Here is a 16,554-nt window from a genome sequence, read left to right as displayed (position 1 = left end):
TCTTACTCGAATAAGCATCATTTTACTTGTGGTATTGCGTTAACTTACTGTTTTAACCATTGAATAAAAATATCCGCCTTTGGGTTTCGTTTATCATTTAGCATCGCAAAATAGTGGCGCTGTTGACACTTCAGCGAAATATCACCAAATGGCATTACCAGTTCTTGGCGCTTTAAGCGTTTTTCAACCAATTGTTTACGTCCCATCGCCACACCAGCATGGTTCATTGCGGCAACAATCGCTAAATCAGAGCGATCAAAGCATAGGTTTCGGCGATGAGGAAACAAGGTTAATTGGTAATGTTCACTCCACGCCTTCCATTCATCATAATCAGAGTTACTGCTCCAAGCTTGTCTATCATGTAGCAAAGTACAATTTTTCAATTGATGAATATTATTAAGCAAATCATGTTGTTTAGCATATTGTGGACTACAGACCGGAACAATTGACTCTGACATTAAATCTTCACAATATAAATTGGGCCGAGTAATATCATCATAATAAATAGCAATATCAATGCCATAGCCACGAAAGTTAACGTCATCGTTGCCCGTTAATAGATTTAACTGAATAGAGGGATATTGGTTAGCAAAATCCGCAATTTTGGGAATTAACCAGCACTGGGCGATGGATGGCCGTGAATACACCGTAAGTTCACCCGAGATTTCTTGGTTCTTGATATCAATAATTTCTTGGTTAATATCATCCAAATTTTTGCGTAGTGCCCAATAAATTCGCTCACCATCAATCGTCAGCTCAATACGCCGATGAAAACGCTCAAATAATTTAAAACCTAACTCCCCTTCTAACGTATTAATTCGGTGGCTAACTGCACTGGGTGTTAATGCCAGCTCCTCTGCCGCTAATGCAAAAGAGCTATGCCGTGCTGCTGCTTCAAAGGTATGTAGGCGCGATAGCTGATAACTTGATAGCCGTTTATTCCATTGAATAAATCCAGATTGCTCAAATTGATTGAAATTTTCTGACATCAACGCCTCCAATAAAAACAACGATACTCAGTGATTTCTACAATACCCTTTTTAAGATGAATTTATATGACCCAAAGACGCTATTCTCCGTTTTATATGACTAATATCACACCTTTGGGTTAATTTGATTCATCTAAAGCTCGTGTTTCATCGTTTGTCACCACTGAATATTTATTATCCAATAGAAAAACAATAACAAGATGATCAGAGGTAGGATATGGACTCTACAATGTGGATGATTGGTACTTTAGTTATCAGTATTTTACTAATCATCGTTTCAATTATTAAATTTAAGTTTCATCCCTTTTTAGCACTTTTACTCGCCAGCTTCTTTGTCGGTATCTCCATGCAAATGAATCCATTGGAGATGGTCAACGCTATCGAAAATGGCATTGGGGGTACACTTGGTTTCTTAGCTGCCATTATCGGGCTAGGAACTATTCTTGGAAAAATGATGGAAATCTCCGGGGCAGCAGAGCGAATTGGGGTGACATTACAAAAAAGCCGTTGGTTAACTCCCGATGTCACCATGGTACTCATTGGGTTAATCTGCGGTATCACCCTGTTTGTTGAGGTCGGTGTGGTGTTACTGATCCCACTCGCATTTTCCATTGCCAAAAGAACCAATACTTCATTATTAAAGTTAGCGATCCCATTGTGTACTGCGCTGATGGCTGTCCATTGCATCGTACCGCCACACCCTGCCGCTCTATTTGTCACAAATGAATTAGGTGCTGATATTGGTACGGTGATTGTTGCAGGGTTAGCCGTAGGCCTAGTCGCATCATTAGTCGGCGGGCCACTGTTCCTCAAATTCTTAGGTGACCGCTTACCGTTTAAAACTGTGCCAGAAGCGTTCTCAGATCTTGAGGTACGTGAAGAAAAAGACTTACCTTCTTTAGGTGCGACACTGTTCACGGTGTTATTGCCAATTGCCCTCATGTTAATCAAGACTGCCGCTGACTTGAACATGAGCAAAGATAGCCAGTTATTTACCCTCTTACAGTTTATTGGTAACCCAATAACCGCTATGTTTATTGCTGCTTTTGTCGCTTATTACATGTTAGGGATAAGACGTAACATGGGTATGAGCGTATTACTCAGCAAAACCGAAGAGAGTTTTAGCTCAATCGCTAATATTTTATTGATTATCGGCGCAGGCGGGGCATTTAACGGTATCTTAAAAGGCAGTGGACTGAGCGATTCCTTAGCGATGGTGTTATCTGGTATTGATATGCACCCAATTTTACTGGCTTGGCTAGTCGCCATTATTCTTCATGCCGCTGTCGGTTCTGCCACCGTTGCGATGATGGGCGCAACGGCGATTGTTGCTCCGCTAATGCCAATGTACCCACACATTAGCCCAGAAATTATGACATTAGCCATTGGCTCAGGCGCAATTGGCTGCACTATCGTCACTGATTCATTGTTCTGGTTAGTCAAACAGTACTGTAATGCGACTTTAGCCGAAACATTCCGTTTTTATAGTGTCGCCACGTTGATTGCGTCTTTCGTCGCGCTGGCCGGGACTTTTGCACTTTCATTTGTGATTTAAAAGAGAGTAATTATGACTCAGATAAATGTTGATAAGTTAATTGCTGACTACCCTTTAGTTCAGGACTTAATCGATTTAAAGCAAATTGCGTGGTTCAACCCAAAGGTCACGACGACCCAAGCGGGTTTGCCTTATGTCGGGCTTATCATTGAAGATGTTCAAGATGCAGAAGCGCGCTTAACCCGCTTTGCGCCTTATTTGATGAAAGCGTTTCCAGAAACTCAAGCGACACAAGGGATTATTGAATCTGAAGTTATCGATATTCCCAACATGCAGGCCGCGCTGGAAAAACGGTATCAAACGCCAATAACAGGGAAAATGTTACTGAAAAAAGATAGCCACCTGCCAATTTCAGGGTCAATCAAAGCCCGCGGTGGCATCTATGAGGTTTTAACCCATGCAGAAAAATTGGCTTTAGAAGCTGGTTTATTATCAACAGATGATAATTACGAAATTTTATTCTCAGAACAATTTCGTCAATTCTTTAGCCAATACCGCATCGCGGTGGGCTCAACCGGTAACCTTGGCATGTCCATCGGTATTATGAGCGCTAAACTTGGCTTTAGCGTCAGCGTGCATATGTCCGCAGATGCCAGACAATGGAAAAAAGACAAATTGCGTTCACATGGTGTGAATGTTGTGGAATATGAGCAAGATTACAGCATCGCCGTTGAACAAGGCCGTAAAGAAGCAGAAAAAGACCCAAACTGCTTTTTTATTGATGATGAAAACTCCACAACCCTATTTCTTGGCTATGCCGTCGCAGGCCTTCGCCTAAAAAAACAATTTGTAGAGCAAGGGATTACAGTGGATAACGACCACCCGCTATTTGTCTATTTACCTTGTGGTGTTGGTGGTGGCCCCGGTGGCGTTGCTTTCGGGTTAAAACTCGCCTTTGGGGATGCCGCCCATTGCTTATTTGCAGAACCAACCCATTCACCTTGCATGTTGTTAGGAGTACATACCGGGTTACATGATGGCGTGTCAGTTCAAGAGATTGGTATCGATAATATCACTGCCGCTGATGGCCTTGCCGTTGGCCGCGCATCCGGTTTTGTGGGGCGCGCGATGGAGCGGTTGATTGATGGTTATTACACTATCGATGATAGCGAAATGTATAACCTGTTAGGCTTACTCAACCAGACAGAATCTATTAAATTAGAGCCTTCGGCCTTGGCGGGTATGACTGGCTGTGTGCATGTCACGCAAAGCACAGATTATTTGCAATCCAAATCACTCACGCCTAAGCAACTGGCCAACGCAACACATCTGGTATGGGCAACAGGTGGCGGTATGGTACCCGCAGATGAGATGCAAAAATATTTATCACAAGCCAATCTAAGTTAACAATTAACATGTTCAAAGCCCTCCTCACGTTAAATGATATGAGGGCTTTTTACCATCAACCGCACATTATTCGCTTTATAATGATTGCCCCGGTAATGGCACTAAATCACTTTCAATATAGCGTCTTACTAACGTCGCGAGCGCGACTAATGAGTCCAAATGAGTCCTTTCCCAGCCGTGGGAGCTATCTAGTGCGAAACATGCTAAAGCCGCACGAATATCCCATCCTGCATCAATTGCTGCAGCACTATCCGAACGATAATGTTTAAACGTATCGCGGACGTGAGGAATATCATACTGCTGGCATAATTGTAATAAATGCCGCGTAATTGCTAAATCAAACGGGCCAGTTCTGTCGCGAAAAGCTAAGGTGAGGGCGTCATCCCTTGTGGTTTGGTCTGGCGCAGAAACGGAGTTATCAATCGCCAATAACTCTTGAACTTGCGGACCAAAACCGTGGGTGCCTCCGATACCGACCTCTTCTGAAATCGTGAACATCATTTGGCAAGATACCGCTGGCACAATACCGTCATCCACCAGTGATTTTAATGCGGCTAACATCACTGCACATCCGGCTTTATCATCCAAATGACGCGATACAATAAAACCGTTATCAATGAATTCGGGCTGAGCATCCACCGCAACAATATCACCGACGTTTAAGCCATGGGATTGCAAATCAGCAAAGTTATAACAGGGGGCATCAAGGCGAATTTCTAAATTATCCCAATCGGCTACTTGGGTATCTACCTCAGTATTAAAACGGTGCCCTGAGGCTTTTAACGGCAAAATCGTCCCACGATATTGGTGATCATCACTAAATACTGTCACCCTTGCACCTTCCGCAAAACGGGCTGCCCATGTGCCTGTATTACGCAGTGCCAAACGCCCATTCGGTTTGAGTTGTGTCACCATCGCCCCTAATGTATCAAGGTGTGCGGCTAATGCACGTTTAGGTTCTTCAGAACCGAGTGTGATATAGAGCACCCCGCGGCGTGTGTATTTTGGTGTAAACCCCAACTCCGACAACCATTGGTGAGTTTGCGCAACGGCTTGTTCAGTCATCCCTACAGGGCTAGGTGTGCATAATAATGTTTTTAATACAGAGGTCAGATATACTTTATCTATCATTATATTACCTATCTTCACTTAAGAAACGTTCTTGTAATGTGGCTTGTAGAGCTAACATGGCTTGTTCTGCATAAGCCATATGTGCTTCCATTACCGATTGAACTTTAGCGGCATCTTTACGGCGTAAAGCCTCGATTAATTGATATTGGTATTCGATGCCTTGGCGCCTGTCGACAGGCTCAGGTTTTAAATAAATGTCCTGACAAACGGCTAAGTCTTTGAGTAAGCGTTGTAAAAAATGGCAGATAAACACTAATAAAACGTTATCGGAATAGCTGGCGACCACCGCATGAAAATCCAGTTCTGCCATTCGTTGCTGCCAGCGTTCATTTTCATCTACGGGCTCATGGTCATAAACGGCGATGGTATCGTACAGCTTTTGAATTCCTGCGTTATCGATATTATCAATGGCACTGACTGCTACCACCGGTTCTAATAATTTACGTAACGTATAAATATCCTTGATTGATATATCCCGCGTAAATAAATAGTTCGATAACAAACTCATCGCTCGCGCTTCAGTCATTGAATCAATAAACGCGCCACCACCAGGCCCAGTTTTTGTTTTAATTAACCCTTGAACTTCCAATGACTTTAATGCTTCTCTCACAGTGCTTTTGCTAGCGTTATAATGTTCAATTAGCTCTTTTTCTTGTGGCAAACGGTCACCGGGTATGAGGTTATTGGCCATAATGGTTTCTTTTATCGCATTGACGATTTCATCAGTACGTTTAATACGCACTGACTCTATCGTCATTGGCTTATTGGTGCTCATATTAGCTTCTCAACTGGTTTAAATAAGTTTCTAATCGACTGAATCAACACGAATTCGTGGGGCACTTGCCAATAAATTTCGTGTATATTCATGCTCCGGTGCGGCAAATAAGCTGCGGGTATCTCGACATTCTAGCAAATCCCCTAAATAGAGTACGGCAACTCTATCTGCAATCGACTCCACTACCGCCAAATCATGGCTAATAAATAAATACGACAATGAAAACTGTTGTTTAAGTTGTTCTAATAACAATAAAACTTGCGCTTGTACCGAAACATCCAGCGCACTAACGGGTTCATCAAGTACCAATATTCGTGCATCCGCAGCTAATGCTCTCGCAATCGCTAACCGCTGTGCCTGCCCTCCTGAAAACTCATGAGGATAGCAAGCTAAAGCGTCGATTGGCATATTGACGGCTTCGAGTAATTCCGCCAAACGCTTCGCTCTTTGTGATGTGTTCATGTGCTTTAAGTATTTCAATGGAACCGTTAATGTCTCGCCTATCGTTTTACGGGGGTTCAAAGATGCAACCGGGTCTTGAAAAACGTACTGAATGGCTTGCCCAAATGCACGTGAACCATGTTGCAGCCATTCGTCACGAGTTTGCCCTAATACCGTGATTTCCCCCGAGGTTTCACGCTCCAACCCAACTAAAATACGCGCTAAGGTACTTTTTCCAGAGCCACTCTCCCCTACAACAGCAAGGGTTTCACCTTCATAGAGCGATAATGAAATATTTTTTAGTGCGTGAACTTGGCGTCCACGAGGGTGAAATAGGCTTCTTGGCTGCCCAAAGGTTTTCACCAACTGATTAACTTCAATCACTTTTTTCATTAAACCTCCTGTGCCGATGTTAAATCATTACCATTGGGCTGATGACCATAAAGTTGTTGGACTTGTTTTAAAAATCCACGCCCTTCCCCTAATTTAGGGACACTGGCGATCAGGCGTTGTGTATAAGGATGCTGAGGCTGGCGTAATACCGTTTGTGTCTCCCCTGTTTCAACTATCTCACCTTGCTGCATGACGGCAACACGGTCGCAAATTTGGTTAATAACCGCGAAATCATGGGTAATAAATAAGAGTGCAACACCACGTTCACGGCGTAGTTGGTTGAGTAACTCTAAAATACGCGCCTGCACCGTAACATCTAATGCGGTGGTCGGCTCGTCGGCAATAATCAACACAGGGTCATTAGCCAATGCCATCGCTATCCCTACACGCTGGCGCTGCCCGCCCGAAAGCTCATGGGGGTAGGCATCAAAACGCTCCTGCGCATCTGGGATCCCAACGCTATCCAATAATTCAATGGCTTTATTTTTCGCCTCATAGAATGACAACGATTGGTGAGCGGTAATGGCCTCACGCAATTGCACACCAATGGTAAATTGCGGATGGAGTGTCGTCAGTGGGTCTTGGAAAATATAAGATACCTTCGCACCGCGACGGCGTTGCATAACGGATAACGGTAATGACAACATTTCTTCATGTTCTACATAAATACCACCAGCGGTAACCAACGCAGGAGGCGATGCAAGCAACCCCATTACCGATAAAGCCGTAACACTCTTACCCGAACCGCTTTCTCCAATTAGCCCTAAACATTCCCCCGCACCAACGGTAAAACTGATCACAATAAGAAAGATCATAATACCAGGTACCAATGCCACATGAGGAGCAACAAACATTTGTGCGCGCCCTTGCCCTAGCATTGAACCTAAATCTGCATTCGGTGGTTGAGTACCTAGCCCTAAAAATGACAAGCCTGCCGTCTCTAAGATCATCCAGCCAATGGTCGTTGACATGGTAACCACAATGATTGGCAAGACATTCGGTAACACTTCCGTTAATAGGACTTGTAGGTGGTTTTTACCTGACAACCTTGCAGCTTGAATAAAATCTCTATCACGTAAACCCACCGTTAACCCACGAATATTCCTAGCAAAAAAGGGAATATTCACTAATGCGATAGCATACAACGCATTGAGTAGCCCTGGCCCAAGTACCGCTACAATCGCTAAGGCTAATAAAATGTATGGAAATGCCATTAGCATATCAATACAACGCATCAATAATGTATCAGTACGATGGCCTACATACCCAGCTACCAAGCCAATCAGGGTGCCGAATATTGCCGCAATTAGCGTTGCGGAAATACCAACCAATAGAGATACTCGTGTTCCCCACAGCAATCGAGACAAAATATCTCGCCCTAAATGGTCAGTACCTAATAAATGGCCAGATGAAAAAGCGGGAAGTAGCCGATTAACTAAATCCGTTTCATCAGGATTAGCAAGGGGGAGCCAAGGTGCTAAAAATGCCAAGAGCATAATGATAGATAACGTAAATAAGCCCAAAGTTGCTAAACGGTTCGCCAGTAATAATGAGCCAATCGATTGGCGATGACGATGCTGAATAACAGGGGTCACAGACTGGCTCATGATTTCAACCTCGGGTCTAACATGGCTTGCACAACATCAGCAAGTAAATTGATAAAGACATAGGACGCTGCTGCAATCAATACGCCCCCTTGAACTAAAAACAAGTCACGGGTTGCCACGGCTTTCACTAGCATGGCACCTAGCCCCGGCCACTGAAAAACGGTTTCAATGTACACCGCACCACCAAAAACAAAGCCCGCTTGGATACCAATGACTGGGATAACGGAAACCAGTGCCATGCGAAATGCATGGCGAAAAATCACTTTGCGCTCGCTCAAACCTTTTGCTCTTGCGGTGCGAATAAAATCAAGCCGCAATACTTCTAACATTGCTGTACGCGTCAGGCGCGCTATCACCCCTGTCGCGACTAATGAAAGCGTCACTGCGGGCAAAACAAGGTGATGCAGTAAATCGCTCAGGCCACCGCCTTGCCAAATATCGTACATTCCTGATGCCGGAACCCATTGTAATTGAACAGAAAAAAGCATAATCATCAATAAGCCGATCCAAAAAGATGGCATTGAGATACCCAATAAAACAGCAAGTGTAATAAATCGGTCACTCCAACTGAATTGGCGAATGGCGGAAAGGACTCCGGCCAGTAACCCTAAAACTGAACTCAGTAACAACGCACTTCCGCCCAAAATTAATGTGGCAGAAAATCGCTCTAAAACTTCATCAACGACAGGCCGGTTAAGAACAAATGAACGGCCAAAGTCACCCGAAATTAAATTATGCATCCAAATAAAATATTGCTGATATAACGGCTTATCCAACCCAAGCTCTGTTTTTACTCTAGCCACATTTTCAGGAGTCGCCCAAGGGCCAAGCAGCGCTTGAGCAGGGTCTCCAGGGATCATTGCCATGATAAAAAAGACAATTAACGTCAAACCAATCAGTATGGGTATGGTCGCTAAAATGCGTTTCAAACAGTATAACCACATAGTTTTTCCCCATAAAATCAAAAGATTAATTGAATATTTAATTCACATTAATCAATCTTTACGAACGTCTTTAAGTAATAAGTTAAAGTTAGGCTGCAATTTGAAATGTTTAACATGCTCATTAGCGACCGCATTTTGCTTCCAATTCGCCACAAATAACCAAGGGGCATCTTGATGAACAATTTTTTGTACTTGCCGATATAACTGGGCGCGCTCCTCGAGATTATTGATGACTCGAGCTTTGTCTAATAACCTATCGAGCTGCTTGTTACTGTAATAACCAGAATTGAACCCGCCTTTATCCGGCCAAGAAGCGCTATGTAAGGTTAAAAAGGGTAAAGTATCTGGGTCATTCGTCATCCACGCCATTTCGGCCATATGCGCTTGTTTTAGACCTGCATTGACCTTTGATAGGTAAGTATTCCATTCAAAGGTTTGAATTTCGACAGATAGCCCAACCGCTTTCAGGTCTGCTTGAATGGCTGTCGCCATGGGGATCGGGTCTAGCATCCCTGAGCCCCCTTCCGTGACATGAAAAATAACTTTTTGCCCTTGAGCCCCTGCTTCTGCTATTAATTGGCGTGCTTTTTCAGGGTCATAAGGATAAGCCTTGGTTTCTGCATCAAATGCCCAATCAAATGCCGATGGGATGGGCCCTTGTGCTACCCCCGCAGAGTCCTGAAGAATGTATTTCACAATATTGTCTTTATTTACCGCATAGTTAACGGCTTGCCTCACACGCACATCATCAAACGGTGGCTGAGACGCATTGAGCATGGCGTACCAAACACGAGGCCCTACGGCTTCATAAACATGAAAGCGGTTGTCATTAACAAATAATGGGACGTTATCAGCAGGGACTTCCACCATGGCATCAATTCCCCCCGATAACATTTCGGCTACCCGAGTATTGGCGTCAGTGATAGGCCGAAAAACAACATGTTTTAAACTGGGTTTACCATCCCAATAGTCTTCATTAGCGGATACGACCACCCTTTGGTTTGCGGTCCACTCATCAAACTTGAAGGGACCTGTTCCGCTGGGGTGCCGGCTAAAGTCTTTGTCATATTTCTTTACTGCTGTGGGTGAAACAATCAGCCCTGCTGGTGTCGCTAAGTTCGATAAAAACGGGGCAAACGGTTCTTTTAAGGCAAACACCACCGTTTTATCATCTGGAGTTTCTATCTTGTCTATTGCAGAAAAGAAAAATGATAATGGGAATGGCCCTGTATGGTAGTACGGGTGCTGGTTATCCAACATTCGCTCAAATGTGAATTTAACTGCATCCGCATTGAATGGGCTACCATCGTGAAATTTTATATTCTCGCGTAAATGGAAAGTATATGTCAGGCCATCATCACTAACAGACCATGATTGGGCTAAAGCAGGTTCAAGCGTTAATGTACCGTCCGCATTGCGAACTAACCCTTCGTACAAGTTAACCAAAATTCGGGAATCATTCGCAGCGGTTGCCACTTGTGGGTCTAATGACTGCGGCTCAGCAACTTGCCCTAATAATAAGACATCAGGATGGTTCACCGCCAATGTCGGTAGCGAAATAAAGCATAAAAGCCAAAAACTGGCTATCCACCTACATAAACGCATTTTCATTTGCTTCCCCCTGAGTGCTGACATTGCTATATGATTGTGAAGTGTGATTTGTGTCAATTTTGTTAATAATTTTATCTTTTTCTTTATTTATGATGATAAATTATATTTCAAGCAAGAATTTATAATGATAAATTTGATCAAGGTCTAATTTATGAGGTGTAAAATGACATTTTCAATTGTGGCGCGCTGCCCATTGACAGGAAAAATAGGTGCAGCGACGGCAACGGGTGGTCCTGCGGTTGGTGCATTGGTCTTACATGGCAAAAGCCAAACGGGGGCAATCGCAACTCAAGCAATGACCAACCCCATTGCTGGCTTAACAGGTATTGAATATTTGCAGCAAGGCCATAATGCGAATAAAAGCTTAGATCATCTGGTTAAGGAAGATATTGACTGTGAACGGCGACAATTAATTATTATGGATAACTATGGTGATACAGCTGATTGGACAGGTCAATATTGCTTACCTTGGTGTGGAAGTCTATCGGAACCCAACTTAGCCATTGCTGGAAATATGTTAGTAGGTGAACAGGTTCTAAGCGCTATTTATCAAAGCTATTATAAAAATGCTGACCAAGATCTGGCTGATCGATTACTCATTGCCATGCAAGCCGGTGCCGATGAAGGTGGTGATTATCGAGGCATCCGCTCCGCTGCATTAAAAGTATGGAATGACCGGCAATACGCAGACATTGATATTCGCTGCGATTGGTCAGAAGCACCGCTATCAGCGCTTGAAACCATCCTTCAACAGGTTCGCTCCGAGGATTATGCTAATTTTTTCGCGCAAATCCCCACAGGAAATGAATATATCGCTAATAAGTGAAGCTATCATGGTGCATATCGACTAATAAAGTAAAATAACTGAATGATGTGTACCTGAAGTAAAAGTAACTATTTATGAAAATATTATTAACTGCATGAATAACTCTGTATTTTTTATCATTAAAGCCAGTTTAGCTTATTATTCAATTTATCATTCATTACTTAATCTTAATTATTCGCTCTTGTCATACGTCCTATTACTTTTTACTATTCGTTGCCATCAGAAAATAAGTGGTTATTTTTAACAACATTAAAAATAATGAAAAACATCTATTGCTTTAAATTTATCTAATTCTATCTCATAAATGATTACGATAATTAACCTTAATAAAGACTAGGTTATTTATTTTTGTTTAGACACTTCACCACAGAAACAAAATAACATTTATTATCAACTTGTTATATACCAACTCCCCAGCTAACCTAGTGGACAATATTTATGCAACCTAACCAATCAATATTAAATACGTTTAAATACTGCAAGCCTTAACAAATGGATGATTAATAATCAAATGAACAAAAATAGCTCAAAAAGTACATTTAAAACTCATTTATATATTAATTTCCCAATTTTAGAACTTAAGGGATATTCAGAATTTTCATCTATGGTGAAATATTAATCTCCCTCTTTGACTCCCTCATCAATTATTGCCTTTAAGCTAAATTTTCATATTTACACCTGTACACTTTTAATGACATTAACATTAAAAAAATATTAATTCTTATATCTCTAAAATAAAGTAATCACCTACAAAGCCTTTACAGCACTGAGTAGATCAATTTACGTCGCATTTCATTTCAATGACCTTTATTAACAAATGCTACCGCCACTTAACAATTACAAAATATATGATAAGATCATTATCTCAATTTGAAATTATTTACTATATAAAAAACAAGATTGTTATTGAGGTTATAGATGAAAATCTCGAGAAGAAAGCTATTATTAGGGGTTGGTGCTGCTGGTGTTCTAGCAGGAGGTGCTGCGGTTGTTCCTATGATCAATCGTGAAGGTCGTTTTGAATCGACTAAATCACGCGTACCCGCTGTTGCTGGTACAGAAGGCAAATTACCAGAGTCTGCGGATGCAGTCATCATCGGTGCTGGCCTTCAAGGGATCATGACCGCAATTAACCTTGCAGAGAAAGGTCTTAATGTTATTATCTGTGAAAAAGGTGTTGTGGGCGGTGAGCAATCAGGCCGTGCATATAGCCAAATCATCAGCTACAAAACCTCTCCAGCTATTTTCCCTTTACACCACTATGGGAAAATTCAATGGCTCGGTATGAACGAAAAAATCGGTGCTGATACCAGCTACCGTGTTCAAGGCCGCGTTGAAGTGCCTTCAAGCGAAGAAGATTTAGAAATTTCAAGAGCGTGGATTAAGTCTGCATCTGAAAACCCAGGTTTCGATACGCCTTTACGTACCCGTATGATTGAAGGTACTGAACTGGCTAATCGTCTGGTTGATGCGCAAACCCCATGGAAAATTGGTGGTTTTGAAGAAGACTCTGGTAGCCTTGACCCAGAAGTTGTTACGCCAACGATGGCAAACTACGCTAAATCAATCGGTATTCGCATCTACACTAATTGTGCAGTACGTGGTATTGAAACTGCAGGCGGCAAAATTTCTGATGTTGTCACTGAAAAAGGTGCAATCAAAACGTCTCGTGTTGTTCTGACGGGGGGTATTTGGTCGCGTCTGTTCATGGGTAACTTAGGTATTGACGTTCCAACACTAAACGTTTATCTGTCACAACAGCGTATTACTGGCGTACCAGGTGCACCAAAAGGTAACGTACACTTACCTAACGGTATTCACTTCCGTGAACAAGCTGATGGGACTTATGCTGTTGCACCACGTATCTTTACCAGCTCTATTGTTAAAGACAGCTTCCTGTTAGGCCCAAGATTCCTACATGTATTAGGTGGCGGTGAATTACCATTAGAATTCTCTCTTGGTAAAGACTTATTCAACTCCTTCATGATGGCAACATCTTGGAATTTAGACGAGAAGACACCATTCGAAGAGTTCCGTACGGCAACAAATACACCAAACAATGAACACTTAGATGGCGTTCTAGAAAGACTGAGAAAAGAGTTCCCAGTATTTAAAGAGTCTAAAGTGGTTGAGCGTTGGGGTGGTACTGTTGCACCAACGGATGATGAAATTCCAATTATTTCAACCATCGAGCAGTATCCAGGTCTGGTCATCAACACCGCTACAGGCTGGGGTATGACAGAAAGCCCTGCATCTGGTCGATTAACGGCAGAATTGTTAATGGGTGAAACACCATTTATCGACCCTACGCCGTATAAACTTTCTCGTTTTAACTAAAAAACGGGGAAAATAACGATTTTTACTGTGGATCTATTAGCGAATAGTTTAAAGTTAAATGAAAGTTTAATTTTTGATAAAATTAATAGATCCTATTTACTTTGATAATGTTAAGGAGTTTACATGCGCTATAAAACTTTATTGCTTTCTCTGCCTTTGATTTTAGGTGTAGCAAGTGCGAATGCAGCTGATGATGTTAAACGCGTTCCAGTGAAAGGATTCCCTATCTCTGAATCAGTAGAAATCAATGCGGGCAACCTCATTTTCCTAAGCGGAAAAGTCCCTTCTAAAATCTCTGCAGACGCTAAAGAAGGCGTTTTAGAGTCTTATGGTAATACCGAAGCACAAACAATCAACGTATTAAAACAAATCCAAGCTAACCTCGAAGGTATGGGTTTGACAATGAATGACGTTGTTAAAATGCAAGTATTTTTAGTTGGTGGTGAAGAAACTCAAGGTACTATGGACTTCGCTGGCTTCATGGCTGGTTACAATAAGTTCTATGAGTCTGAGAAAATTACTAATCTGCCAGCTCGTTCTACCTTCCAAGTCGCTAAACTGGCTAACCCAGCTTGGAGAGTAGAAATCGAAGTGACGGCGGTACGCCCTGCTGCAAAAAAATAAGTTATTCAATAACGAATAGCTAAACGATAATGAGGCATAGTAATGTGCCTCGTTATAATAACACTTCTTAATTGCCACATCTTTCAACATTCCCTCACAGACTGTCATTATTGCTTCCTGTATGCTATTGCTTAAAGTTCTTCAATAAATAAACGTGCTATGCTGCAATCATTAGCACTGCAATCATTAGCACTGCAATCATTAGGGTAAAAATGAGTCATCGCATCAAATAAGGCAATATATGATTAAAGAGTCTCTCAAGATCCACGGTAAAAAACAGTTTGAAATCAAACAAAAAGTTCTATTGCCTCGTAAATCAAAAGAGATCCGCTATCAGGTCGAAAGTTTTTTCTTTCTTCCATCATCATTGCAAGTCAACCCTGATCTATACACGCCATCAAGCCTTCAACGTAGCCTCAAAAACTATATCCGCTTAAGCCCACCCACGGTTAAGCTTTCAGCTTTACCAGAAGAAAATGGCGAATTAGATGACTTAAAACGCTGGTTAGAACAATGTGACCCATTAAACCCACCCTCATTGGACGAGTATGAGAACAAGTTAAAACGCTATGCTTTAACCTTTAAGCGCACGGTACGAATTAATGTCAAAATGATAAGCCAAAACGCCCAACGACAAACAGATGAATACTTAACCGAGTTTATGGCGAACATGGCGAAATGCCTCGGGGTTTATCGGGCGTTAGCGCCACTGGCGGGAAAAATTGAAGAAAGCATTCGCTCAAATGCATTTTCTTATTGCGACGAATTTATGACCTACTACACCATGAATTATTTGCGTGATTTATTAGCTGAGAAGCAAATACCGTTACGTGAAGAAATCCGTCATTTTTGGTATCAAGAAATGCGTTACCTAAAGAAACAATACCCTGATTGTTTTCCCAGTGATGAAACTGATGCCGAATTAGTGACATATCGTCGCAATTTATTGAAAAAATACATCAATCGCTACCTTTACTTAGAGATCCGCCATAAACGTGGGTTGCCATTATTATTGCACTCCATTTATGGTATCGCTGCAGCAATCTCAATGATTTTTGCCACGTTAATCGCCTTTCTTTGGCAAGGAAAATATGGCGCATTGAGTGCAAATTTATTTTTAGCTATGGTTATTGGCTATATTTTCAAAGATAGGCTGAAAGAAATCGGTCGTGAGCAACTCTATCGCGTTTTCCAAAAGTGGATCCCGGATAGACAGCTACGTATTTATCGTGAAGGTGTTAAGGCCCCTGTCGGGCTATGCAAAGAGTCTTTTCGCTTCATCAGTGAAAACATGCTCTCCCCTGATATCCGTGAAATGCGACAAAAATCCCATTGGGTTAATTTAGTTAATGTCCAACGTATGGAAGATATCCTGTATTACCGCAAAGATGTATTGCTTCATAACCGCCATTCGGTGTTTGAAAAAAACCAATCATCAATTGCTGATATCACACGCTTTAATATTTCAGATTTTCTAAAATATATCGATATTAGCTATGAAGAACTCACTGTAAATGATGATGAACCTGCAATCATTGGTGAAAAGGTCTACCATATTTACCTTTGCCGCCGTGTCACAATTAACAAAAAAACCTACAATGAGCTGGCGCGTTTAGTGGTTAATGCCGATGGGATAAAACGCTTAGAAGTGTTGCAATCACTAGATTTACTGACAACCGATGAAGACATTGAAATTTCACCGTAGATGTTTTGTTTTTTCTATTTTCTTCCCAAGAAAAATATTCTAATTCACTATAATTTTCTAAATCATTCGAGCTGTAGCAAGGCGGCAAGAGAAGATATCTCGGGGAGCATACAAAAGTATGTGACCCGGAGTAGCTGAACGTAGCCAACACCGCTACAGCTCGAAGGATGATAACCATTTAATTTTCTAAATCATTCGAACTGTAGCAAGGCGGCAAGAGAAGATATCTCGGGGAGCATACAAAAGTATGTGACCCGAGTAGCTGAGCG

13 protein-coding genes are annotated in these 16,554 nt (G+C 42.0%); 6 read left to right on the top strand and 7 right to left on the bottom strand.

The genetic code is table 11. The features are described from left to right. Positions 1 to 44: 44 nt before the first annotated feature. Entirely contained in the window at positions 45 to 989 is a 945-nt protein-coding gene (gene dsdC, locus PSF31_RS05285) for a DNA-binding transcriptional regulator DsdC (RefSeq protein WP_096864469.1), read from the bottom strand. Between the two features lie 217 nt (positions 990 to 1,206). On the opposite strand from dsdC, the gene dsdX reads away from it, so the two are divergent. Beyond that, positions 1,207 to 2,544: a D-serine transporter DsdX gene (dsdX, locus tag PSF31_RS05280; RefSeq protein WP_094961591.1), complete on the top strand. Its 1,338-nt coding sequence runs from the start codon at positions 1,207 to 1,209 to the stop codon at positions 2,542 to 2,544. 12 nt (positions 2,545 to 2,556) lie between these two features. Further along, on the top strand, positions 2,557 to 3,891 hold the full coding sequence (gene dsdA / locus PSF31_RS05275) for a D-serine ammonia-lyase (protein ID WP_096864468.1): 1,335 nt from the start codon (positions 2,557 to 2,559) through the stop codon (positions 3,889 to 3,891). A gap of 75 nt (positions 3,892 to 3,966) precedes the next feature. Here the strand turns inward: dsdA and PSF31_RS05270 are convergent, their stop codons facing one another. The 6 genes from PSF31_RS05270 to PSF31_RS05245 are packed head-to-tail and all read right to left on the bottom strand — an operon-like array spanning position 3,967 to position 10,793. Then, positions 3,967 to 5,022 carry an osmoprotectant NAGGN system M42 family peptidase gene (locus tag PSF31_RS05270; RefSeq protein WP_096864467.1) on the bottom strand — a complete coding sequence of 352 codons (1,056 nt, stop codon included), beginning with the start codon at positions 5,020 to 5,022 and terminating at the stop codon, positions 3,967 to 3,969. 4 nt (positions 5,023 to 5,026) lie between these two features. Continuing rightward, positions 5,027 to 5,797 carry a FadR/GntR family transcriptional regulator gene (locus PSF31_RS05265; RefSeq protein ID WP_096864466.1) on the bottom strand — a complete coding sequence of 257 codons (771 nt, stop codon included), beginning with the start codon at positions 5,795 to 5,797 and terminating at the stop codon, positions 5,027 to 5,029. 30 nt (positions 5,798 to 5,827) lie between these two features. Beyond that, entirely contained in the window at positions 5,828 to 6,631 is an 804-nt protein-coding gene (locus tag PSF31_RS05260) for an ABC transporter ATP-binding protein (protein ID WP_096864465.1), read from the bottom strand. Further along, positions 6,631 to 8,238: a dipeptide/oligopeptide/nickel ABC transporter permease/ATP-binding protein gene (locus PSF31_RS05255; RefSeq protein ID WP_272683179.1), complete on the bottom strand. Its 1,608-nt coding sequence runs from the start codon at positions 8,236 to 8,238 to the stop codon at positions 6,631 to 6,633. The genes PSF31_RS05260 and PSF31_RS05255 overlap by 1 nt, the downstream gene beginning before the upstream one ends. Beyond that, entirely contained in the window at positions 8,235 to 9,182 is a 948-nt protein-coding gene (locus PSF31_RS05250; RefSeq protein ID WP_096864463.1) for an ABC transporter permease, read from the bottom strand. Before PSF31_RS05250 ends, PSF31_RS05255 begins: the two co-directional genes overlap by 4 nt. Before the next feature lie 51 nt (positions 9,183 to 9,233). Then, positions 9,234 to 10,793, bottom strand: a complete 1,560-nt coding sequence (locus PSF31_RS05245) for an ABC transporter substrate-binding protein (RefSeq protein ID WP_096864462.1) — start codon at positions 10,791 to 10,793, stop codon at positions 9,234 to 9,236. A 163-nt stretch (positions 10,794 to 10,956) separates the two neighbouring features. Between PSF31_RS05245 and PSF31_RS05240 the strand changes: the two genes are divergently transcribed. From PSF31_RS05240 to PSF31_RS05225, 4 genes are all read left to right on the top strand, one after another. Continuing rightward, a complete protein-coding gene (locus PSF31_RS05240) occupies positions 10,957 to 11,619 on the top strand; it encodes a DUF1028 domain-containing protein (RefSeq protein WP_094961597.1) in 663 nt (220 codons plus the stop codon). Positions 11,620 to 12,537: 918 nt separating this feature from the next. Continuing rightward, entirely contained in the window at positions 12,538 to 13,956 is a 1,419-nt protein-coding gene (locus PSF31_RS05235; protein WP_096864461.1) for an NAD(P)/FAD-dependent oxidoreductase, read from the top strand. Between the two features lie 123 nt (positions 13,957 to 14,079). Continuing rightward, positions 14,080 to 14,580, top strand: a complete 501-nt coding sequence (locus PSF31_RS05230; RefSeq protein ID WP_004259262.1) for a RidA family protein — start codon at positions 14,080 to 14,082, stop codon at positions 14,578 to 14,580. Positions 14,581 to 14,821: 241 nt separating this feature from the next. Beyond that, positions 14,822 to 16,285, top strand: coding sequence for a hypothetical protein (locus PSF31_RS05225; RefSeq protein WP_164560875.1), 1,464 nt, complete (start codon positions 14,822 to 14,824; stop codon positions 16,283 to 16,285). Positions 16,286 to 16,554 lie beyond the last annotated feature (269 nt).

Origin of the sequence: Providencia sp. PROV156, from assembly GCF_028480905.1 — a bacterium.
GTDB classification, from domain to species: Bacteria; Pseudomonadota; Gammaproteobacteria; order Enterobacterales; family Enterobacteriaceae; genus Providencia; species Providencia hangzhouensis.
This window is presented reverse-complemented; position numbering and strand designations above follow the sequence as displayed.

Excerpts from the sequence above, each read along its gene's own strand:
- dsdC (WP_096864469.1), bottom strand. The coding sequence starts at position 989 with ATGTCAGAAAATTTCAATCAATTTGAGCAATCTGGATTTATTCAATGG.
- dsdX (WP_094961591.1), top strand. The coding sequence starts at position 1,207 with ATGGACTCTACAATGTGGATGATTGGTACTTTAGTTATCAGTATTTTA.
- dsdA (WP_096864468.1), top strand. The coding sequence starts at position 2,557 with ATGACTCAGATAAATGTTGATAAGTTAATTGCTGACTACCCTTTAGTT.
- PSF31_RS05270 (WP_096864467.1), bottom strand. The coding sequence starts at position 5,022 with ATGATAGATAAAGTATATCTGACCTCTGTATTAAAAACATTATTATGC.
- PSF31_RS05265 (WP_096864466.1), bottom strand. The coding sequence starts at position 5,797 with ATGAGCACCAATAAGCCAATGACGATAGAGTCAGTGCGTATTAAACGT.
- PSF31_RS05260 (WP_096864465.1), bottom strand. The coding sequence starts at position 6,631 with ATGAAAAAAGTGATTGAAGTTAATCAGTTGGTGAAAACCTTTGGGCAG.
- PSF31_RS05255 (WP_272683179.1), bottom strand. The coding sequence starts at position 8,238 with ATGAGCCAGTCTGTGACCCCTGTTATTCAGCATCGTCATCGCCAATCG.
- PSF31_RS05250 (WP_096864463.1), bottom strand. The coding sequence starts at position 9,182 with ATGTGGTTATACTGTTTGAAACGCATTTTAGCGACCATACCCATACTG.
- PSF31_RS05245 (WP_096864462.1), bottom strand. The coding sequence starts at position 10,793 with ATGAAAATGCGTTTATGTAGGTGGATAGCCAGTTTTTGGCTTTTATGC.
- PSF31_RS05240 (WP_094961597.1), top strand. The coding sequence starts at position 10,957 with ATGACATTTTCAATTGTGGCGCGCTGCCCATTGACAGGAAAAATAGGT.
- PSF31_RS05235 (WP_096864461.1), top strand. The coding sequence starts at position 12,538 with ATGAAAATCTCGAGAAGAAAGCTATTATTAGGGGTTGGTGCTGCTGGT.
- PSF31_RS05230 (WP_004259262.1), top strand. The coding sequence starts at position 14,080 with ATGCGCTATAAAACTTTATTGCTTTCTCTGCCTTTGATTTTAGGTGTA.
- PSF31_RS05225 (WP_164560875.1), top strand. The coding sequence starts at position 14,822 with ATGATTAAAGAGTCTCTCAAGATCCACGGTAAAAAACAGTTTGAAATC.